Annotated in this window: 18 protein-coding genes; 9 read left to right on the top strand and 9 right to left on the bottom strand. The window is 73.3% G+C overall.

Annotated elements, in window-relative coordinates; genetic code table 11:
- Positions 1-21: 21 nt before the first annotated feature.
- From ACFO6V_RS27685 to ACFO6V_RS27675, 3 genes are read right to left on the bottom strand one after another with little or no spacing between them, the layout of a single operon-like run.
- Positions 22-375, bottom strand: a complete 354-nt coding sequence (locus tag ACFO6V_RS27685) for a DUF202 domain-containing protein (protein ID WP_377142291.1) — start codon at positions 373-375, stop codon at positions 22-24.
- Complete coding sequence (locus ACFO6V_RS27680; RefSeq protein WP_377142288.1) at positions 372-725, bottom strand: YidH family protein; 354 nt, start codon at positions 723-725, stop codon at positions 372-374. Before ACFO6V_RS27680 ends, ACFO6V_RS27685 begins: the two co-directional genes overlap by 4 nt.
- Positions 726-759: 34 nt before the next feature.
- A complete protein-coding gene (locus ACFO6V_RS27675; protein WP_417715011.1) occupies positions 760-2,673 on the bottom strand; it encodes a gamma-glutamyltransferase family protein in 1,914 nt (637 codons plus the stop codon).
- 130 nt (positions 2,674-2,803) lie between these two features.
- On the opposite strand from ACFO6V_RS27675, the gene ACFO6V_RS27670 reads away from it, so the two are divergent.
- Positions 2,804-4,135 carry an Nramp family divalent metal transporter gene (locus ACFO6V_RS27670; protein WP_377142285.1) on the top strand — a complete coding sequence of 444 codons (1,332 nt, stop codon included), beginning with the start codon at positions 2,804-2,806 and terminating at the stop codon, positions 4,133-4,135.
- Positions 4,136-4,264: 129 nt separating this feature from the next.
- On the opposite strand, the gene ACFO6V_RS27665 is transcribed toward ACFO6V_RS27670, so the two are convergent.
- Positions 4,265-5,446: a glycosyltransferase gene (locus ACFO6V_RS27665; RefSeq protein ID WP_377142282.1), complete on the bottom strand. Its 1,182-nt coding sequence runs from the start codon at positions 5,444-5,446 to the stop codon at positions 4,265-4,267.
- 352 nt (positions 5,447-5,798) lie between these two features.
- Here ACFO6V_RS27665 and ACFO6V_RS27660 point away from each other — a divergent pair, with 352 nt between their 5' ends.
- Positions 5,799-6,782, top strand: a complete 984-nt coding sequence (locus tag ACFO6V_RS27660; protein ID WP_377142279.1) for an alpha/beta fold hydrolase — start codon at positions 5,799-5,801, stop codon at positions 6,780-6,782.
- A gap of 85 nt (positions 6,783-6,867) precedes the next feature.
- Positions 6,868-8,058, top strand: coding sequence for an acyltransferase family protein (locus ACFO6V_RS27655; RefSeq protein WP_377142276.1), 1,191 nt, complete (start codon positions 6,868-6,870; stop codon positions 8,056-8,058).
- A 51-nt stretch (positions 8,059-8,109) separates the two neighbouring features.
- On the opposite strand, the gene ACFO6V_RS27650 is transcribed toward ACFO6V_RS27655, so the two are convergent.
- Positions 8,110-8,937, bottom strand: coding sequence for an RDD family protein (locus ACFO6V_RS27650; RefSeq protein WP_377142273.1), 828 nt, complete (start codon positions 8,935-8,937; stop codon positions 8,110-8,112).
- Between the two features lie 67 nt (positions 8,938-9,004).
- On the opposite strand from ACFO6V_RS27650, the gene ACFO6V_RS27645 reads away from it, so the two are divergent.
- From ACFO6V_RS27645 to ACFO6V_RS27620, 6 genes are all read left to right on the top strand, one after another.
- Positions 9,005-9,994, top strand: a complete 990-nt coding sequence (locus ACFO6V_RS27645; protein ID WP_377142270.1) for a stage II sporulation protein M — start codon at positions 9,005-9,007, stop codon at positions 9,992-9,994.
- Between the two features lie 131 nt (positions 9,995-10,125).
- Positions 10,126-11,337 carry a DUF7544 domain-containing protein gene (locus ACFO6V_RS27640; RefSeq protein ID WP_377142268.1) on the top strand — a complete coding sequence of 404 codons (1,212 nt, stop codon included), beginning with the start codon at positions 10,126-10,128 and terminating at the stop codon, positions 11,335-11,337.
- Position 11,338: 1 nt separating this feature from the next.
- Positions 11,339-11,962 carry a DUF4129 domain-containing protein gene (locus tag ACFO6V_RS27635; protein ID WP_377142265.1) on the top strand — a complete coding sequence of 208 codons (624 nt, stop codon included), beginning with the start codon at positions 11,339-11,341 and terminating at the stop codon, positions 11,960-11,962.
- Positions 11,959-13,245: a DUF4350 domain-containing protein gene (locus tag ACFO6V_RS27630; RefSeq protein ID WP_377142262.1), complete on the top strand. Its 1,287-nt coding sequence runs from the start codon at positions 11,959-11,961 to the stop codon at positions 13,243-13,245. The genes ACFO6V_RS27635 and ACFO6V_RS27630 overlap by 4 nt, the downstream gene beginning before the upstream one ends.
- Positions 13,242-14,327, top strand: coding sequence for an AAA family ATPase (locus ACFO6V_RS27625; protein WP_464718978.1), 1,086 nt, complete (start codon positions 13,242-13,244; stop codon positions 14,325-14,327). Before ACFO6V_RS27630 ends, ACFO6V_RS27625 begins: the two co-directional genes overlap by 4 nt.
- Positions 14,328-14,337: 10 nt before the next feature.
- Positions 14,338-15,690, top strand: coding sequence for a DUF58 domain-containing protein (locus tag ACFO6V_RS27620; RefSeq protein ID WP_377142259.1), 1,353 nt, complete (start codon positions 14,338-14,340; stop codon positions 15,688-15,690).
- On the opposite strand, the gene ACFO6V_RS27615 is transcribed toward ACFO6V_RS27620, so the two are convergent.
- From ACFO6V_RS27615 to ACFO6V_RS27600, 4 genes are all read right to left on the bottom strand, one after another.
- Positions 15,597-16,916 carry a glycosyltransferase gene (locus ACFO6V_RS27615; protein ID WP_377142256.1) on the bottom strand — a complete coding sequence of 440 codons (1,320 nt, stop codon included), beginning with the start codon at positions 16,914-16,916 and terminating at the stop codon, positions 15,597-15,599. The genes ACFO6V_RS27620 and ACFO6V_RS27615 overlap by 94 nt on opposite strands.
- A complete protein-coding gene (locus ACFO6V_RS27610) occupies positions 16,913-17,836 on the bottom strand; it encodes a hypothetical protein (protein WP_377142253.1) in 924 nt (307 codons plus the stop codon). The genes ACFO6V_RS27615 and ACFO6V_RS27610 overlap by 4 nt, the downstream gene beginning before the upstream one ends.
- Before the next feature lie 217 nt (positions 17,837-18,053).
- On the bottom strand, positions 18,054-18,755 hold the full coding sequence (locus tag ACFO6V_RS27605) for a response regulator (protein WP_377142250.1): 702 nt from the start codon (positions 18,753-18,755) through the stop codon (positions 18,054-18,056).
- Positions 18,752-20,143: a sensor histidine kinase gene (locus ACFO6V_RS27600; RefSeq protein WP_377142247.1), complete on the bottom strand. Its 1,392-nt coding sequence runs from the start codon at positions 20,141-20,143 to the stop codon at positions 18,752-18,754. Before ACFO6V_RS27600 ends, ACFO6V_RS27605 begins: the two co-directional genes overlap by 4 nt.
- Positions 20,144-20,189 lie beyond the last annotated feature (46 nt).

Below are 20,189 nucleotides of genomic sequence, written 5' to 3'. Positions count from 1 at the left end.
CGCCGCTGACCAGCGGCGGCGTCAGCCGGACAGCGCGCCCAGGACGACGTAGCCCGCACAGGCCGCACCGAGGACCAGGGCGGCGGCCGTGGCGAGGGCGATGGGCGCGGCACCGTGGTCGAGGGAACCGGTGGTGTGCAGCGCGGCGTTGGCGCGCCGGTAGCCGATCGCGGCTGCGACATAGGCGGCGACCGCCAGGCCGGCGCCGATCACGCCCGCGAAGACCGCCAGCACGCCGGCGGCCTCCACCGTGAAACGCATGGCGACGAGGCTGGCCACCCCGAACGCGAGGCACGTGCGGCGCCACGCGAGCAGGGTGCGCTCGGTCTGCAGGCCGGAGTCGTAGACGCCGTTATCGGAGGCCGCTCGGCTCATACGAACAGCCCGATGGTCACCAGCGCGACCGCGACGACGATGCCCACGACGAGCAGCCCGCCGACGGCGAGGCCGGGGAGCGGCCGGCCCAGGCGCAGCGCCGTCTCGGTGGCGGCCCAGCCGAGCCAGGCCTGCACCGCGGCGACCGTGCCCAGCACGAGGAAGACGCCGGCAGCCGCCACGCGCCAGCCGGGCGCGGCCGGCAGCGAGAGCGCTTCGAGTGCGAACGCCCCCGCGTACATCCCGAGAGCCGTCCGCAGCCAGGCGAGGAACGTGCGCTCGTTGGCGAGGCTGAACCGGGGGTCGGGCTCTTCGCCGTTCCGGTAGACGCGCTGGGGAAACCTCTTCATCGGCACCTGCTCACGGTAACCGCGCCCACGTCGCTCAGCGGCCCGCGGCGTACCCCTGCGCACCTCGCGGGTTGGCGGCGGCCCCCAGCAGCCCGGTGGCGGGATCGCGGGTCACGGCGGACAGGCGCCCCAGCGACCAGTCGCCGGCCCGCGTCACCACGTGCCCGCGACGCTCCAGCCCGGCGATGACGTCGTCGCCGAGCCGGTCCTCCACCACGGCACCGCCCGGTGTCCAGGTGCGGGGCCAGAAGGAGCCGGGGAACGACGTCGTGTGCAGGGCCGGCGCGTCGATGGCCTGCTGCGGCGTGTACCCGCCGACGAGCACCCGCAGGAGGAACAGCAGCTGCCACTGGTCCTGCTGGTCGCCGCCCGGGGAGCCGAGGGCGATCAGCGGCTCGCCGTCGCGCAGCACGAGCGTCGGCGTGAGCGTGGTGCGCGGCCGTCGTCCGGGCACCAGGGCCGACGGCGACGCTTCGTCCAGCCACGTCATCTGCAGCCGCGTGCCCAGGCAGAAGCCGAGTCCCGGCACCGTGGGGGAGGACTGCAGCCAGCCGCCCGAGGGCGTGGCCGAGATCATGTTGCCCCAGCGGTCCACGACGTCGATGTGGCACGTGTCGCCGCGGGTGGCACCCGTGTGCTCGGGGGAGTCGGGTGCCTCGACCACCGAGGGCACCTCCACCGTTGGCTCGCCGACACCCGCCGCCGCACCCCCCGTCGGGGCGCCCGGCAGCGAGCCGGCCGGGGCGCTCGTCGCGTACTCGGTGCGCAGGACGGGCACCGGCGGTGTCGGGATCCCCGGCACGTCGCCCGGGCGTACCTCGTGGCTGGCGGTATCGCCGACGAGCGCCCGGCGGCGGGCCGCGTACTCCTCGCTGAGCAGGTACGTCAGCGGCACGTCGGCGGCGGCGGGGTCGCCGTACCAGACGTCGCGGTCCGCCATCGCCAGCTTCTGGGCCTCGAGGACCGTGTGGGCGCCGAGCTCGGTGGACGGGTCGAGCGCGGCGTCGTCGAACCCCTCGAGGATCTTGAGCGCGGCCAGCATGGCCGGGCCCTGCCCCCAGGCACCGGTCTTGGCGACGGTGTACCCGCGGAACGTCGCGGTGCACGCCTCCTCGTAGGAGGCCTCGAACCCGGCGACGTCGGCGGCCGTCATGACGCCCGCGTGGTCGCCGCCGTCGGCATGCCGGTGCGGGGTGCCGACGAACGCCTCGACGGCCGTGCCCACGCGCTCGCGCCAGGCCACCCTGGCGAGGTCGATGGCCTCCGCGCGGCTCGCCGCGCCGGAGCCCGCCGCGACGACCGCGTCCAGCAGGTCGGCGTACTCCGGGTTGGTCACGAGAGTGCCGGGTGCGGGAGCCGCGCCGTCGGGCAGCCAGCGGGCGGCCGAGGTGGGCCAGTGGTCCCGGAACAGGTCGCTGACCATGGAGATGGTGGAGCTGACCCGGCCGAGCACGGGGTGGCCGTCGCGGGCGTACCCGACGGCGTACGCCAGCACGTCGCCGAGGTCCCAGGTCCCGTGGTCGCGCAGGAGCAGCAGCCAGGCGTCGACGGCGCCAGGAACCGCCGCCGCCAGGGCCCCCGAACCCGGCACGAGGTCGAGCCCCTCTGCCCGGTAGTGCTCGATGGTCGCGCCCGCCGGGGCAGGGCCCTGGCCCATCAGCACGCGCGGGGCCGACGGCGCGCCGGCGGTGACGAAGACACCCGTCATGTCGCCGCCCGGCCCGTTGAGGTGCGGCTCCACGACGTGGAGCACGAACGCACCGGCGACCGCCGCGTCGAACGCGTTACCGCCCCGTTCGAGCACCGCCTGGGCGCTCGCGGTGGCGATCCAGTGGGTCGAGCCCACCATGCCGAACGTGCCCTGGAGGTCGGGCCGGGTCGTCTGGGCGGCGGGCGGTGAGAAGCGAGCCGGGTCGGACGGCAGCGGGGCGGACGGTGCGGAGGTCATGGCAGGGACGATTGCATACGATCGCCCCCTGGACAACGCGCGTGCGGGCGCTGCCCTGTGGTCCTCCGAAACCTCCGCCGCGGGCGGGGCGCCTCTGTCCGGCGGGTGAAACCCTGGGTACAGTCTCGCCATGGAAAAGGACAATGAGGTCACTTCACAGGGGATGACCGAGGACCCGCCGTCGTCCGGTGTGCAGGCCGCCGGCGGGTACGACGGATCCCTCGAACGGCCGCGCTGGAAGATCATCGGCCCGGGCCTCGTCGTCGCGGCCACCGGCATCGGCGCCGGTGACCTCGTCGCCACGATGGTCGCGGGCAGCAACTACGGCTATGCCCTGCTGTGGGCGGTGATCCTCGGCGTCGTCGTGAAGATCGCCCTGGTCGAGGGTGCCGGGCGCTGGACGCTCGCGACCGGCCGGACCATCTTCGACGGCTGGAAGGGACTCGGCCTGTGGGCCGTCGTCTACTTCGGCATCTACGTGGTCATCTGGGGCTTCAGCTACGGCGCCGCCGCGATGTCCGGCGTCGGCCTCGCGCTGAACGGGCTGTTCCCGGGAGTCGAGGTGCGCTACTGGGCGATGCTCGCCGGCGTCGCCGGCCTGCTGCTCGTCTGGTTCGGCAAGTACAAGCCGTTCGAGAACGTGATGGCGGTCCTCATCGGCATCATGTTCGTGACCGTCGTGGGCTCGGCGGCGATGACGACGCCCAACCTCGGCGAGATCGCTGCGGGCCTCGTGCCGATCATCCCCGAGGGCGCGGTCCTCAACACGCTGGGCCTCGCGGGCGGCGTCGGCGGCACCATCACGCTGGCCGCCTACGGCTACTGGCTCACGGAGAAGGGCTGGGACACGCCCCGCTGGATGCGCGTCATGCGGCTCGACAACGCCTGGGCCTACGTCATGTCGGGCATCTTCGTGGTGTCCATGCTCGTCGTGGGCGCGGAGCTGCTGTACTCCGCGGGCATGGCCGTGGCCGACGGCGAGGAGGGGCTCATCGACCTCGCCGACGTGCTCTCGCAGCGGTACGGGTCGTTCATGGCACCGCTGTTCCTCGTCGGGTTCTTCGCCGCGACGTTCTCGTCGGTGCTCGGCGTCTGGCACGGGGTGTCGCTGATGTTCGCGGACTTCGTCGCCACGATGCGCAACCTGCCCAGCGACGACCGCCGTCGCGGCGCCGGCGGCACGTACTACCGGATCTACATCCTGTGGCTGACGTTCCCGCCGATGGCGCTGCTGTTCCTCGACAGGCCGATCCTGCTCGTCGTGCTCTACGGCGCGCTGGGCTCGCTGTTCATGCCGTTCCTCGCGCTGACGCTGCTGATCCTGATGAACTCGAAGGCGGTGCCGCTCCAGTGGCGCAACCGCTGGTGGGTCAACGTGATCCTCGCCCTGGTGGCCGTGATGTTCCTGGTCCTCGGCGGCAACGAGCTCGTCAAGGTGATCGCGCCGGTCTTCGGGGGCTGACCCCGCGCCGCCCGGGCGTGGCAGGACCTCGCGTGGTCAAGCTGGTCGAGACCGGTCTCGACAGCTCGACCACGCGAGGCTCCGGCGGTCGTGGGGTGGCGGTCGCAGGGTTCGGAACGGGGACCGGGCTCAGGTCGCGGTCTGCAGACGGTTGTCGAGCACCTTGTCGTAGATGCCCTCGAACGCGTCGAGGGTCCCGTCCATCGCGTGCGCGGCCACGAGCTCGCGGCTGGCCGCGCCCATGCGGTGGCGCAGGGCGGCGTCCGCCAGCAGGTCACCGAGCCGGTTCGCCAGCTCCCGCACGTCGCCAGGGGTGTAGAGCCAGCCGTTGATGCCGGGGCGGACCAGGTGCGGCAGGGCCATCGCATCGGCGGCCACGACCGGGAGGCCCGACGACATCGCCTCGAGCGTGACGAGGCTCTGCAGCTCGGCGATGCCCGGCATGCAGAACACGTCGGCCTCGGAGTAGGCGGTGAGCAGCTGGTCGTCCGGCACGTACCCGCGGAACCGGACGCGGTGGGCGACGCCGGCCTTGGTGGCGAGAGCGGCCCACTCGTCGGCCTTGTTCCCGGTGCCGATGATCTCCAGCCGTCCCGGGAGGTTCTCCGGCAGCAGCGCGAAGGCCCGGATGATCTCGTCGACCCGCTTCTCCGGGTCCAGGCGCCCGACGAACAGGACCGTCGGCTCCGGCCGGTCCTCCCGGGTGCTGGTCGGGTAGTGGTCCGTGTCGATGCCGTTGGACACGGGGATCGCGTGCGTCAGGCCAGCGTGCTGCGCCAGCAGGTCGACGGCGCGGGGGGTCGGCGCCGTGACGACGTCGGCCTTCGCGTAGACCCGGCCGATGTCCCGCCAGAGCCAGCGGCCGACCGTGCGGTGCATCGAGCTGGGCACCAGCATGTAGCCGACCAGGTTCTCGGGCATCAGGTGGTTGGTGGCCACCAGGGGGATACCCGCCCGGTGGGTGGCGGCGACCAGCGAGCGGCCGACGATGAAGCTGCCGTTGGTGTGCACGACGTCGGGCCGTACCTCGTCGATGATCTCCGAGACCGCGCGGTGCGTCTCCCACGGCAGCGAGATCTGCAGGTTGTGGTGCGTCGGGTACCGGCTCGAACGCAGGCCGTGCAGGACGACTCCGTCGTGCACCTCGCGCACGGGGCGGCCGGTCGGCGAGGGGGCGACGACGTGGACCTCGTAACCCCGGCGGGCCAGGCCCGTGGCCAGGCTGCCGGCGAACCGGGCGGCTCCGTTCACAGCGGGCGGGTAGGTGTCCGCGCCGATCAGGATCGTGCGGCGGGTGTCGGGCAGGTTCACTGAGCTGTACCTCTCGATGGTCCGGTAAGTCTCGAAGTGGTCGTGCGCGCCGCGCGGCCCGTGTCGGAACTGGGGATCCGTCGAGCTCGGTGGCGCAGGAACAGGAAGCGGTCGCGGTGGGGCGACGGGCGGTGGAGGTCCGTGCCCACACGGTCCCTCACGACGGCGGTACCGGCGAGCGGTACGGTGCCGGGCCCGTCCAGGGCGACCGCTGTGGCTTGCATGGACCAACCGTGGCGCAAGAAGGGTCTTCACCGCCACCGGGTTTACCCCCGGAAACGAGATGGGGGTTTACCCCCATCTTTCGTGAACGTGTACCCCGGATGTCGTCACCATGCTTAAGGTCAGCGCGATGAACACCGACACGCCTTCGCAGCGCCCGGCGCCGCTGCCGTCCAGCAACCCGGACCGGGCGGCGGACGAGGCGCCCTACGCGGCCCTCGTCGCAGGCACGCCCGTGCGCGACGCGGACCGTGAGATCGGCGGGGTCCAGGCCCACGTCCGGGTGTACGGCGACCCTGCGGCACCGCACCGGCTGGTCTTCCTGCACGGGTTCCGGGGCGATCACCACGGCCTGGAGCTGATAGTGGCGCACCTCCTGCGGCAGCGCCCTGACCTGCAGGTTGTGGTGCCTGACCTGCCCGGATTCGGTGCTTCGGCACCGCTCGGGGAAGGGCGCCACGACGTGGCGGGCTACGCGGCCTGGACCGCCGAGCTGCTGGCCGCCGTCGCGCCGGAGGGCGATGCGGTGCTGGCCGGGCACTCCTTCGGGTCGATCGTCGCGTCCGCCACCTTGGCCGGCGACGACGCGCCCCGCGTGCGCGGGCTCGTGCTGGTCAACCCGATCGCCACGGCGGCGCTCGAGGGGCCGCGACGCGCGCTGAGCGCCGTGACGGTCGGTGTGCACCGGCTGGCCGCCGCGCTGCCGGAGGCCGTGGGAACCGGGCTGCTTCGTCACCCGATGTTCACCCGCGTAGCGAGTGTGGCGATGGTCACTACGGACGACCGGGTCCTGCGGCGCTGGATCCACGCCGAGCACGACAGGTACTTCTCGGGGTTCGCCGACCGGCGCACGCTGCTCGAGGCCTTCCACGCCTCGGTGGGGACCGACGTCGCCGGTTACGCGCCCGCCGTCGACGTGCCGACGCTCCTGATCGCGTCCGAGAACGACGACGTCGCCCCGCTGGCCTCCCAGCGCGTGCTGGAGCAGATGTTCCCGCGTGCCCGGCTCGCCGTCGTCCCGCGGGTGGGGCACCTGGCCCACTACGAGGCGCCCGACGTCGTCGCGGACCGGACCGCCGAGTTCCTCGCCACGCTGGAGGCCGCGCCGCGCTGACCGCCCGGGGTAGGGATGAGAGCTGAGCGCCAGTTTGATAAGGTGAAATTGACCGTTATCTTTCTGTGACCTAGGGTCTGCGGCGATGACGACGAGCAGCCAGCCAGCCACCGTGTCAGAAGCAACCCCCGTAACGACGAGCGACGAGAGCCGGAAACCGCCCGGCCGGCTCGTGGGGATGGACGGCCTGCGCTTCGGGGCGGCGGTCGCGGTGCTGCTCTACCACTTCACGGCGACGTCGACGGTGACCTCGTACTGGGGCGTCGACCCGGCCGACGCGTTCCCGCTGCTCAACGAGGTCACGCGGTACGGCTGGCTCGCGGTCGAGCTGTTCTTCATGATCTCCGGGTTCGTGATCCTGCTCAGCGCCGACGGCCGCGGCATCGCGGGCTTCGTCGCCTCTCGCGTGGGCAGGCTCTTCCCGGCCTACTGGGCGTGCATAGTGCTGACGGCGGGCCTGCAGCAGTTCTGGTCGGGCGGACGCCAGACGTCGCTGACCGAGACACTGGTCAATCTCACGATGGTGCAGGACCTGTTCGAGGTGACGGGCGTCCAGGTCGTGTTCTGGACCCTGCTGGTGGAGCTCAAGTTCTACCTGCTCGTGTTCGTGGTGCTGGCGTTCGGTCCGCTCACCCGCAACCGGGTGCTCGCCTTCGCGACGCTCTGGCCGCTGGTGGGCTGGGCGGCGCAGGATCTCGGCGCGCACTGGCTCGCCGACCTGCTGGTGCCGAACTACGCCCCGTACTTCGCCGTCGGCATGCTGCTGTACCTCGTGTACCGCGACGGCATCGACCTGCTCAGCAGCGTGCTGCTCGCCGGGGGAGTTGCCCTGTGCGTGGTGCGCGTCCTCGAGGCGGCCGGCCGGGCGTCCGACCTGCAGGGCGTGCCGGTGAGCCCGGTGATCACCGTGGTGCTCATGCTGGCGTGCGTCGCGGCCGTCTGGGCGACCACGCTCCCGGGCCGCACGGTCCCGCCCCGGCGGCTGGCGGCGGCGCTCGGCACCGTCGGCGGCCTGACGTATCCCATCTACCTGGTGCACACGCAGTTCGGGTACGCCGTGATCGACGTGCTGGCCCACGAGACCACCCGCACCGTCGCGCTCTTCGCCGCCGGCGCGCTGAGCCTCGGCCTGGCGGTCGCGATCCACTACGGCGTCGAGCGGCCGACGTCGGCCCGGCTGCGCCGGGCGGTGCAGGCCGGGCTGCTCCGCGCCGGAGACGCGGTGCGCTCGCTGTTCTCGAGGCTGTCGGACGCTCAGGCCACTCGTCTCACCTGACTCCGCCTCGTCCGGAGAGGGGGCCGACGAGGGGTCGGACGAGGTAACGGCTCAGCGCGGCGGGTCCGGCACGGCGAACGGCAGGCGGTGCAGCAGCTCCGACTGCTCCTCTGCCCGCTTGCGCTCCCGCTGACCGGCGACGAGCTCGCGCTCGCGGCGTTCGGCGAGGACGGCGTGCAGGAACGCCTCCGGGTGGGTGCCGGGCGGAGGCCCGGGCGCCACGTAGCGCTCGATCCGCCCGGCGAGGTCGTCGCCGAGCCGGGCCCGCGACTCGGGTGCGAGGCGGGCGGCACGGCCCAGGAGCTGGCGGGCGGCCAGCGCGAGACCGTCGGGCAGACGGCGCATGTCGGCGGTGTGCGCCCACGCGGCCAGGGACTGGGGCATCACTATCGGGGCCGACGGCTGCTTGCCGCCGCGCACCCGCACCGCGTACGTGCCCGCGGCGATGTCGCCGAGGCGCTTGCCCTTCGCGTTGGCCAGCGACGCGATGGCGGCGACACCGCCGAAGGTGAGCCACAGCTCGATCACCCCGACGAGGGCACGCACCAGCGCGTGCCGGAACCGGACCGGGCCACCGTCGTCCCGCACCACGCGGATGCCGCACGCGAGCTTGCCGATCGACCGGCCGCGCGACAGCGTCTCCACGGTGACGGGTATGCCCACCATGACCGTGACGGTCGTGAGGATGTAGACCACCGTCGCGATGTCCTCGCCCAGCACGGCGTTCTCGAGGAACCAGATGCCGCCGATGACCAGTGCGGCGACGACGACCGCGCCGATCACCAGGAAGTCGAGCATGGCGCCCATCGCGCGCGTGATGAACGACGCCGGGCGCGCATCCAGCACCACGCCCTCGCCGATGACTATGCCGTCCTGCACGGTTCCTCCGGTCGGGTTGCAGGGCCTTCGAGGTCACGCCGTAACTCCTGTGCGGCAGACTACCGCCGTGGACATCGACGCCTTCACCGCCGTGCACGCCGCAGAGTGGGACCGCCTCAAGGAGCTCTCGTCCCGTCGCCGCCTGGACGGCGCCGAGTCCGACGAGCTGGTGCGCCTGTACCAGTCGGTGGCCACGCACCTCTCGACGGTCCGGTCGGCCGCGCCCGACCCGGCGCTGGTCACGCGGCTGTCGGACGTGCTGAACCGGGCACGCACTCGCATCGCCGGGACGCACGAGCCGGCCTGGCGCGAGGTGGTGCGGTTCGCGGTGGTCTCGCTGCCCGCCGCGTTCTACCGGATCCGCTGGTGGTCGCACGCCGTGACGGCGGCCTGCCTGCTCGTCGCGATAGTCGCCGGCGTCTACATCGCCACCGATGTCGACGCGCTGAACGCGATGAGGACGCCGGCGGAGCAGGAGGAGTACGTGAACAACGCGTTCGCCTCCTACTACGAGCCGGGCATCGGGTTCGCCGCCGTGGTGGGGGTCAACAACGCGTGGATCGCCGCGCAGGCCATCGGCGGCGGGATCACCGGGTTCTTCCCCCTGATGGTGCTCTGGCAGAACGCGGTCCAGATCGGCGCCACCGGCGGCATGATGGCAGCCCACGGCGAGCTCGACCTGTTCCTCACGCTCATCGCTCCGCACGGTCTGCTGGAGCTGACCTGCATCTTCGTCGCGGGAGCCGCAGGCCTGCGGCTTTTCTGGACCCTGATCGATCCGGGGCACCGCAGGCGGTCCGTCGCGATGGCCGCCGAGGGGCGTGCCCTGATCACCATGGCCATCGGGCTCGCGGCGGCGCTCGGCGTCTCCGCACTCGTGGAGGGCTTCGTCACCGGATCGGCGATGTACTGGTGGCTCAAGATAGTGATCGGCGCGATCGTGCTCGCCGGGTTCTGGACCTACGTGTACGTCCTGGGCCGCCGGGCCGTCCGCGCCGGGGCCACCGGCGACCTCGCCGAGCACGAGGCGGGCGCCACCGTCGTCACCGCCGGCTGACGGTGGTCACGGCTGGGTGACAGTTGCGCGGCGCCCCGCCGTACCGACCGAATTCGGGGCCCGCTGTCAGCGACGCGTACTAGGGTTGCGGCGCAGGCACGACTTGAGACGACACCCGGGAGCACGCCCCCATGACGACGCCCGAGAGCGCACCCGACCAGCCGGCGCAGCCGACGCCCCCGCAGCCCGGCGCTTCCCAGCCCGCCGGCTGGGGCGAGCCGCCGCGGTACGGGCAGTACGCGCCCGGGTACGACCCGGCAGCGTCCCCCGCGCCGGCCCAGCCGCAGTACGGGACACCGCAGACGCTGCAGGGTGGGCCGGCGGCGCAGTACGGTCAGAGCCAGTACGGGCAGCACTCCCCGTACTCCGCGCAGATCCCGGGCTACCGCCCGCCGGCGGACAAGCCCGGCATCGTGCCCCTGCGCCCGCTCAGCCTCGGCGAGCTGTACGACGGCGCGTTCGGCGCCGTCCGGCACAACCCGGGGGTGACGCTGGGCCTGACAGCGGTCATCGTCGTCGCGGCCGTCGCGGTCGGCACGCTGATCAGCATCCCGCTCACCACGCTCTTCACCGACCTGTTCGGCGGCCTGTTCGCCGAGATCGGGACCGACCCCGCCTTCGAGGACCTCGGCTTCACGCAGGAGATCCTCGGCGTGACCTACGGTTCGGCGATCGGGACCGGAGTGCTGCTCACGCTGGCCACCCCGCTCGCCATGGGCGTCATGGCGATCTCCGTCAGCGACTCCGTCATCGGACGCAAGATCTCCGTGTCCGACGCGTGGAGCCGTACCGTCAAGCGCGCGTGGTTCCTGATCGGGTTCTCCCTCCTGAGCATGCTCGTGGTGCTCGTCGCCTACGCCCTGGCCGCCGGCATCGTCGTCGGCCTCTTCCTCGTCGACCCGACGGTCGGCGTGATCGGCCTCTTCCTCGTGATGGCGGCGCTCCTGGTGGGTGCCGTGTGGGTGTTCACCCGCGTCATCCTGATCCCGCCGGCGCTCGCGGTGGAGGGCGGCGGATTCTGGGAGACGTGCCGGCGCGCGTGGAAGCTGACCCGCGGCACGTTCTGGCGGGTGCTCGGCATCTACCTGCTGACCTCGGTCATCCTCGGGATCATCGGCCAGGTGGTCGCGGTGCCGGTCGGCCTCCTCATGAGCGTGTTCATGGTGATGGAGAGCGGAGCCGGCCTGGCGGTCAGCTACGGCGTCACGTACGTCATCACGGGCGGTATGAGCGTGCTGTTCCTCGGCGGTGTCATCGCCCTGCTCTACATCGACACCCGGATGCGACGCGAAGGACTGGACGTGCAGCTGCAGGCCGCGGCCGCTGCCGCGGCGGACAAGTGACATGAGGGCTGATCTGCCCGTCGTCCCGGACCGGGACACCGCACGTGAATGGCTCAGCAGCGAGCTGCAGCGGCCCGAGTACGCGGAGCGTGAGTCGCTGCTGCAGCGCCTGATCAACTGGGTGCTGGAGTGGTTCACGAGCATCGAGTGGCCCGCCACGTCGATGTCCGGCCCACAGCTGGGCATCGTCGTCGCGGTGATCGCTGCGGTGGTGCTCCTGATCGCCTGGCTGATCGCCGGGCCGGTGCAGCTCGGGCGCAACCGCGCGCGTTCGGCCGAGGTGCTCGACACCGACGACGCCCGCACGGCCGCGCAGATGCGTGCGGCGGCCGACGCGGCGGCTTCGTCGGGCGACTGGCGGACGGCGTCCGTCGAGCGCTTCCGGGCAGTTGTCCGCTCCATGGAGGAACGAGTGATCATCGAGCCGCGACCCGGCCGCACGGCCCAGGAGGCCGCGGCCGATGCGGGCCTGCGCCTGCCGGCCCAGGCCGCCGGCCTGCACGCGGGCGCGGACCTGTTCGACGGCGTCGAGTACGGCGACCGGGTCGCCACGGCGGCGGACGACGCCGACCTGCGCGCGCTCGACGCCGCGGTCACCGCCGCTCGCCCGGAGGTCGCCGCATGACGTCGCTGCCGCCCGACCTCGCGCCCGCACCGCCCACCCCGCCCACGGCGGTGTCCGGCGCGCCTGCCGGCCCGACGAACGACGCTCCGGTGATCATCGGCGACGACACGACCGGCCGGTCCCGCGCCGCGAGCAGGTGGCGCCGGATGCGCTGGCCGCTGACGGTCCTCTTCGTGATCGTCCTGCTCGTCGCGTTCCTCGCGGTGGTGCGCCCGGCGACGTCGGCCGACTCGTACGCCCCGGACAACCCGGAGGACGACGGCGGCATGGCCGTGGCCGAGGTGCTGAAGGACCAGGGCGTGCGGGTCACCCACGTGACCAGGGTGGCCGACGCCGTCTCTGCCGCGGGTCCGGACAGCACCCTCCTGATCGCGCCGAACCCGTCGTTCTTCGCCGACGACCAGATCTCCGCGCTGAACCGCACGGGCGCCGACCTCGTGGTGCTCGAACCGGACTTCGACATGGTCGGGTCGATCAGCCAGGACACGCTCGAGGCCACGTACGGCGAGTCGGGCGATCCTGTCGCCCCCCAGTGCGACGACCCGACGGCGCGCGCGGCGGGTGAGCTCGCGCTGCGGCCCGGCCTGACCGAGACGTCCACCGGTGCCGACGGCGTGCGCCCCGCCCTCTGCTGGCCCGACGGCCTGGGCGGCTACGCCTACGCACGCCTGGAGTTCCCGGACCGGTCGGTGACAGTGGTCTCCGACGCCGCGGTGCTCCGCAACGGCACGGTCCTGGACGAGGGCAACGCGGCGCTCGCCCTGCGCATGCTGGGCGAGCACGAGGACCTGGTGTGGCTGGTGCCGGACCCGATGGACGTCAGCACCGGAGACGACGAGCCCACGCCCGCCCAGCGCGGCCAGGTCAACGCGCTGATGCCGCCGGGTTCCGCGCCCGTCGCCCTGATTGCCGTGCTGGCGGCGGTCCTGCTCGCGCTGTGGCGCGTGCGACGCATGGGGCCGCTGGTCGTCGAGGACCTGCCCGTTCTCGTGCGGTCGGCCGAGGCCACCCGTGGCCGCGCCCGGCTGTACCGGGCGGCCCGCGCCCGCGGGCACGCCGCCGCAGGGCTGCGCGCCTCGGCCGCCGACCGGGTCGCCACACGCCTCGGCCTTGCCCGCTCGTCCGATGCCAACACCGTGGTCGACGCCGTAGTGGCCGCGACCAACCGCCCGTCGCAGCAGGTGGCAGACCTGCTCTACGGCCCACCCCCCGCTGACGACGCCGCGCTCGCCGAGCTCGCGCGCCGACTCGACATCCTGGAGAGCGAGGTCCACCGACCGTGACCGAACCAGCCGTCCCCCACCAGAGCGCACCTGCGCCCACGCCTCAGACCGCTGAGCCGGCTCCGCAGCCGAGTGCCCAGCAAGCCCCCGCAGCACCGGCCCCGGCGGCACCCGCTCCACCCACCGCCCCGTCGCAGGAGCTGCGTGCCGCCCTAGCGGCGGTTCGTACGGAGGTGGGCAAGGCCGTCGTCGGGCAGGACGCGGCGGTGACGAGCCTGCTCATCGCGCTGCTGTGCCAGGGCCACGTGCTCCTGGAGGGTGTGCCGGGTGTCGCGAAGACACTGCTGGTCCGCACCCTCGCGGCGGCCCTGAACCTGGACACCAAGCGCATCCAGTTCACGCCCGACCTCATGCCGGGCGACGTGACGGGCTCGCTCGTGTACGACGCGCGGACCGCCGAGTTCTCGTTCCGCGAGGGCCCCGTGTTCACCAACCTGGTGCTGGCGGACGAGATCAACCGCACGCCCCCCAAGACCCAGGCGTCCCTGCTGGAGGCGATGGAGGAGCGGCAGGTGTCGGTGGACGGCACGCCGCGGCCGCTGCCCGACCCGTTCCTGGTGATCGCCACCCAGAACCCCGTCGAGTACGAGGGCACCTACTCGCTGCCCGAGGCCCAGCTCGACCGGTTCCTGCTCAAGCTCGTGCTGCCCCTGCCCGAACGCGAGCAGGAGGTGGAGGTCCTCGCCCGGCACGCGGCCGGCTTCGACCCGCGCAACCTCGCCGCCGCCGGCGTCACGCCGGTCGCCGACGCCACCGTCCTGGAGCGGGCGCGTGCCGAGGTGGCCCGCGTCCAGGTGTCGCGCGAGGTGCTCGGCTACGCGGTGGACGTCTGCCGTGCCACCCGCTTCTCGCCCTCGCTCTCGCTCGGCGTCTCGCCGCGTGGCGCCACCGCGCTGCTGCGCACGGCGCGCGCGTGGGCCTGGCTGTCGGGCCGCTCCTTCGTGACCCCCGACGACATCAAGGCGCTCGCCCACCCGACGCTGCGGCACCGCGTGCAGCTGCGCGCGGAGGCCGAGCTCGAGGGTGTCACCGCCGAGGGCGTGCTGGACACGGTGCTGGCCTCCGTGCCCGTGCCGCGCTGAGGCCGCGCGCATGGTCGTGACGTGGCGGGCCGCCGCCCTGATGGGGCTCGGCGTGGTTCCGGTGCTGCTCCTCCCGGCGAACGGGACGGTGCTCGTATGGGCGACGGTGGTGGTCCTTGCCTGCGTCGTCGACGCCGTGCTGGCCGCCTCGCCGCGACGGGTGGCGGTGCAGCGGCGGGTGCCGGGTTCGGTCCGGCTGCGCTCCGAGGCCACCAGCGAGCTGGTGGTCCGGAACGCCTCCGGACGGCGGCTGCGTGCAGTGGTCCGGGACGCGTGGGGGCCGTCGGCCGGCGCGGGTCAGGGCAGGGGGACGACCGAGCGGGTACGTCCGGCGTCGGGCGGATCGGGTCGCCACCACGTGGACCTGCCCGACGGTGAGGCGGCACGCCTGCCCACCACTCTCGTGCCGACCCGACGCGGCGACCGCACGGCCGGCGGGGTGACGATCCGCAGCCTCGGCCCGCTCGGTCTGGCGGGCCGCCAGGTGACCCTGCCCGTGCCGGGCCGACTGCGGGTGCTGCCGGAGTTCGCGAGCCGCAAGCACCTGCCGTCCCGCCTGGCGCGGCTGCGGGAGATGGACGGCCGCGCGGCGGTGCAGATCCGCGGCGAGGGTACGGAGTTCGACTCGCTGCGGGAGTACGTGGTGGGTGACGACGTCCGCTCGATCGACTGGCGCGCCACCGCCCGCCGCCGCGAGGTCGTGGTGCGCACGTGGCGTCCCGAGCGGGACCGGCGCGTGCTGATCGTGCTGGACACGGGGCGTACGTCGGCCGCTCGGGTGGGCGCCGCCGACTCCACCGGCGCACCCCGGCTGGACGCCAGCATCGAGGCGGCGCTGCTGCTCGCGGCGCTGGCCGGCCATGCGGGCGACCGCGTCGAGCTCGTGGCGTTCGACCGCACGGTGCGCTCCCGCGTGGTGGGAGCTGCCGGTCCGCGGCTCATGCCCGCCATGGCGGAGTCGCTGGCCACCGTCGAACCGGTGCTGCTGGAGACCGACTGGCCGGGCGTGGTGGCTCAGGTGCGCACGCGCATGACGCAGCGCGCGCTCGTGGTGCTGCTGACGACCCTCGACCCGGCGGCGGTGGAGAACGGCCTGCTGCCGGTGGTCGACCAGCTCGCGCGCGACCACACGGTGGTCGTCGCCTCGGTCGCGGACGAGGAGGTGGCCGGGCTGCGCGCCGGCCGCGACACGGTCGCCGAGGTGTACGACGCCGCGGCCGCCGCGCGCGGGGACCTGGAGCGCACGGCGGTGACGACGATGCTGCGCCGCTACGGGGCCGACGTCGTCGAGGCGTTGCCGGACGACCTGGCCCCGCGCCTCGCGGACGAGTACCTGGCGCTCAAAGCGGCGGGACGGCTCTGAGAGCGGGCTGTACCCAGGGCCTCCGCGTAGACCGCCAGCAGTCGCTCGGTCTGCGCCGACTGGAGCAGCCCGGTCGAGAACGAGCGCGGAACCCGTGGGCCGTCCTGCGCACGGACGGCCCGCGCGGCGGTGCCGAGCGCGTCGGCCAGCGAGCCCGGCTCGGGGCCCTCGGCGCACCAGACCCACGGCGCGTCGTCCCCGCCCAGCTCGTCGGCGATCGCGCGGTCGCACACCACTACCGGGACACCGAGGGCGAGGGCTTCGTAGACCGTCATGCCCTGCGTCTCGAACCCGCGGGACGTCTGGACCAGCAGGTCTGCTGACGCGATGGCGCGGAGCGCCTCCGTGTGGTCGACGGCGCCGTGCAGCCGGACCCGGTCCGTCAGCCCGAGCGCCCGCACCTGACGTTGCGCGCGGTCGAACAGCGTGCCGGTGCCGTACAGGTCCGCCACTGTGCGCTGGTCGGTGGCCGCGATCGCCTCGATGAGCTCCAGCGGACGCTTCTCCGCGCTGAACCGCCCGAGCCACACGAGGCTGACCTGATCGTCCTGCCGGGAGTGACCGTCCTGCCGGGGGCCGCGGCCGGCGGAGGCGGCGACGTCGTCGTCATGGACCCCCGTGGGTATGACGGCGGTGACGGGCAGGCCCGCCTCGCGGAGCCGTGCGGCGAAGTGGCCGCTGGGCGCGACCACGGCGTCGGCGCCGGAGGCGAGCGCGCGCAGGTAGTCGTATCCGCTGCCGTGGCCGGACCGCCGGGCGCGGTCTCCGGTCGCCTGGCGCTGCCATGCGGCGACGGTGCGGAGGCCGAGCCCGGCCGCCGGCCCGGCGACCGCCCGGAACGAGGCGTCGACGTTGGTGTGCGTGGTGAGCACGAGCGGGAGCCGGTGCCGCGCCGCGTACCGCTTGCCGAGCCAGGCGCCCCAGAAGTCGCCCTGCAGGTGCACGACGTCGACCGGGCCGCGGGCCTCGAGCGCGTGGTCCACCCTGGCGTCCATCCTGCTCGAGGGCAGGACTGCGGAGTACTGGCCCTGCGCGACGGTCAGCGCGGGCAGGGCGACGACGCCGGGGTCGTCGCTGCCGCCTGCCGGATCCCGCGGGGCGACGATCGTGACGGTGTGCCCGGCGCGTTCCAGGAAGGTGCGCTGGAGGAGGACCGACGCCTGGGCGCCCCCGAGCGTGCGCGGGTGCTGGTCGGTGAAGAAACAGACGTGCAGGCCGTCCGTCACGGCCGGCTCGCCTCGAGGAGGACCTCGACCGGTGTGGCACGGGTGGTCGCGTCAGGGTGGTGCTTGGCCAGGGTGATGACACCGGCGACGGCCGCAGCGGTCGCGGCGCCCATCACGAGCCAGAGACCGAGCGGGGTGTGTGCGCCCTCCCCGAGCAGCACCGCGCCGAGCAGCACGGCGACGATCGGGTCGACCACGGTCAGGGAGGCGACGACGACCGCGGGGGCGCCCGCCGCGTAGGCCTGCTGGACGAGCCAGCCGCCACCCACGGTGACAACGAGGATCACGGCGCCGGCGAGGAGCGTCCCGGTGTCGAGCAGCTCGGCCTCGCCGGATGTGACGCTCAGGGAGACGGCTCGGACCAGGGCCGAGACGAGGCCGAAGGCGGTGGCCGCCGCGGTGGCGTAGGCGACGCAGCGCAGCCAGCCGCGTGAGGCCAGCCCGGCGAAGGTCAGCAGCACCACCAGGGCGGCGACCACCAGGCAGGCCGCCACGACCGCCGAGCCCCTGGGCGGGTGGCTCGTCACGGAGCCGGCGGAGACGATCACGAACGAGACGACGCCCGTCACGGCGAGGGCCGCGCCGAGCACGACCCCGCGGGGCGGCCGGAGCCGCACGCGGGCTGCGGTGAGCAGCACGGCGATGGGGACGGCGAGCACGCCGACGGGCTGGACCACGCGGAGGGGCGCGAGCAGCAGGGCGATCGCGTGCAGCAGGACCGCGAGACCGCCGAGCGCTATGCCCGCCTGCCAGCGTCGTTGCTTGACGACGCTGAGCAGGCCGCGCATCGTCAGGTGTCCGTCCGCCTGCTTGTCCGACACCGCGTGGTGCTGCAGCGTGGCGCTGGCGGCGAAGAGCATGGCGTCGATGAGGGCCAGGCCGACGGCGATGCCCGTGACGAGCGTGACGGTGTCGTTCACGCTCCGCTCCGGGTGCGGGGTTCCTGGTTCATGGCCGATAAGCCTATGGGCTCGATACGGGCGTCCGGCTTCGCACTGGTGAACGTGGGGTGTCGATCCGGGCTCAACGCGGTCATGGGAAAACTATGGCGGACCCTCACCGGGCCCGATATCGGGTGAACCCCCGAGCCCACCCCCAGACAACCCGACCCCGACGGGGGGTAAACCCCCATCGTCGTCATACCCCGAGGTGCCGGAGCACCGCCAGGACGCGGCGGTGGTCCGCGGCGTCCTGGGGCAGGTCCAGCTTGGTGAAGATCGCCGCCACGTTCTTCTCGACGGCGCCGTACGACAGGTGCAGCAGCTCTGCGATCGCCCCGTTGGACCGGCCCTGGGCCATGAGGCCCAGCACCTCCCGTTCGCGGGCGGAGAGGCGCTCCAGGTCGTCGTCCTGCCGGGCGGAGCCCATGAGCTGCGAGACGACCTCGGGGTCCAGCACCGTGGCGCCGCCGGCCACGCGCCCGAGGGCGTCGACGAAGTCGCGCACGTCCGCCACCCGGTCCTTGAGCAGGTAGCCGACGCCACGCGCGTCGCCGGCCAGCAGCCGGCTCGCGTACCGCGTCTCGACGTACTGCGAGAACAGCAGCACCGGCAGGCCCGGGTGCCGGGTCCGCAGACCCAGCACCGCACGCAGGCCCTCGTCGGTGAAGCTCGGCGGCATGCGGATGTCCGCGACCACGACGTCGGGCAGCTTCTCCTCGCGTGCGAGCTGCACGACCGCACGCTCCAGGGCCGCGCCGTCCCCGACGGTGGTCACGGTGTGGCCGCGCCGGGTCAGCAGGGCGGCGAGCCCGTCCCGGAGGATCGCCGAGTCCTCCGCGAGGAGCACACGCAGGCTCGGCGCCGGCGGGTCCGACACAGGCAGGTTCGGCCCGGTCATGCACGGTCCGCCGGGCTCGTGGTCGGCAGGATCACGGTCACTACCGTAGGCCCGCCGACAGGGCTGGACAGGTCGAACGTGCCGTCGACGGAGCGCACCCGCTCGGCAAGACCCGCCAGCCCGGAACGCAGGCCGGAACCGTCGGGCGACACGACGGTCGCGCCGCCGCGGCCGTCGTCCCGCACGCGGATCCGCACGGAGCCACTCGTGTCGCCGAGCGGCTCGACCAGGACGTACACCCCGGTGGCGCGGGCGTGCTTGGCGGCGTTGGTCACGAGCTCGGCGACGCTGAAGTAGGCGATCGACTCGAGGGCCGGGGCCAGGCGGCCGTCCGCCTCCACAGCTGGGTCGACGTCCACGTTGACCGGCAGCGCCGAACGCGCCGCGAGCGTCTCGAGCGCGACGGTGAGGCCGCTGTCGAGCGCGGGCGGGTGGATGCCCCGCGCCAGCTCGCGCAGCTCGACGAGCGCCTCCTTGGTGGAGGAGTGCGCGGTGTCGACCAGCTCGGCGGCCTGCTCGACGTCGCCGCCGTCGGCCAGGTGCTCGCGTGCCTCGCCGAGCTGCATGGCGACGGCGACCAGCCGGGCCTGCGTGCCGTCGTGCAGGTCCCGCTCGATGCTGCGCAGGCGGGCGTCGGCGTCGTCAACCGTGCCGGTGCGGGACCGCTCGAGCTCGGCGACGCGCAGGCTCGCACGGGTCGGGCTGAGCAGGCCACGCGTCAGCGCGCCGAAGAGCATCGTGAACATGCGGGTGATCCACGGCCAGCACAGGACGAAGCCGAGGCCGACCAGCGCGGCCAGCGCGAGGCGCGGGGGCGTGTCCAGGAAGTACGACGAGCCGAACTGCGCGCCGCGGTGCAGCTCGCCGTCGGAACCGAGCTGCAACGGCAGGAACCGGTACCAGAACCAGTAGGTCAGGCCGCCCAGGCCGGTCGCGAGGAACGTGATGCTCACGACGAACGACAGGATGGAGAGGGGGAACGCGATGAACATGAAGAGCAGGGCGCGCCAGCCGGTGGAGTCGCCGAGCATGGACCCGATGGTCCGCCAGAAGCCGCGCGGCCGGACGTACGAGGTGGGCGCCGCGACGTCGAGGTCGAGCAGCTCGCGGGCCAGGCTGCGGTAGGCCGCACCCCAGCCGCGCGCGCCGAGGACCACGGCACCGGCGACGAAGAGCCCGACCACGGTGACGGCGATGCTCGCCGTGAAGCTCACGGCGAAGATCGTGTAGGTGAACGCGAACGGTGCGAGCAGGAGCACCAGTGCGAGGTAGCCCTGCTCGCGCCAGGTGCGGCCCGCGAGGGGAGCAGTGAGGAAGTTCGGGCCCGGACGGGCGGCCCGCCCGGTCACGGAGCCGGCTGCTGGCCGGTCGGCGGTCATGGTTGTCATGGTGCCAGGTTCGCCCCTGGCCAGGGCCTCGCGACATGGTGCCCGC

The organism is Promicromonospora alba, from assembly GCF_042654905.1.
GTDB lineage: Bacteria > Actinomycetota > Actinomycetes > Actinomycetales > Cellulomonadaceae > Promicromonospora > Promicromonospora alba.
This window is presented reverse-complemented; position numbering and strand designations above follow the sequence as displayed.

Bases quoted from the DNA above. Each gene is read 5' to 3' on its own strand.
- ACFO6V_RS27685 (WP_377142291.1), bottom strand. From the start codon at position 375: ATGAGCCGAGCGGCCTCCGATAACGGCGTCTACGACTCCGGCCTGCAG.
- ACFO6V_RS27680 (WP_377142288.1), bottom strand. From the start codon at position 725: ATGAAGAGGTTTCCCCAGCGCGTCTACCGGAACGGCGAAGAGCCCGAC.
- ACFO6V_RS27675 (WP_417715011.1), bottom strand. From the start codon at position 2,673: ATGACCTCCGCACCGTCCGCCCCGCTGCCGTCCGACCCGGCTCGCTTC.
- ACFO6V_RS27670 (WP_377142285.1), top strand. From the start codon at position 2,804: ATGGAAAAGGACAATGAGGTCACTTCACAGGGGATGACCGAGGACCCG.
- ACFO6V_RS27660 (WP_377142279.1), top strand. From the start codon at position 5,799: ATGAACACCGACACGCCTTCGCAGCGCCCGGCGCCGCTGCCGTCCAGC.
- ACFO6V_RS27655 (WP_377142276.1), top strand. From the start codon at position 6,868: ATGACGACGAGCAGCCAGCCAGCCACCGTGTCAGAAGCAACCCCCGTA.
- ACFO6V_RS27640 (WP_377142268.1), top strand. From the start codon at position 10,126: ATGACGACGCCCGAGAGCGCACCCGACCAGCCGGCGCAGCCGACGCCC.
- ACFO6V_RS27635 (WP_377142265.1), top strand. From the start codon at position 11,339: ATGAGGGCTGATCTGCCCGTCGTCCCGGACCGGGACACCGCACGTGAA.
- ACFO6V_RS27630 (WP_377142262.1), top strand. From the start codon at position 11,959: ATGACGTCGCTGCCGCCCGACCTCGCGCCCGCACCGCCCACCCCGCCC.
- ACFO6V_RS27620 (WP_377142259.1), top strand. From the start codon at position 14,338: ATGGTCGTGACGTGGCGGGCCGCCGCCCTGATGGGGCTCGGCGTGGTT.
- ACFO6V_RS27605 (WP_377142250.1), bottom strand. From the start codon at position 18,755: ATGACCGGGCCGAACCTGCCTGTGTCGGACCCGCCGGCGCCGAGCCTG.
- ACFO6V_RS27600 (WP_377142247.1), bottom strand. From the start codon at position 20,143: ATGACAACCATGACCGCCGACCGGCCAGCAGCCGGCTCCGTGACCGGG.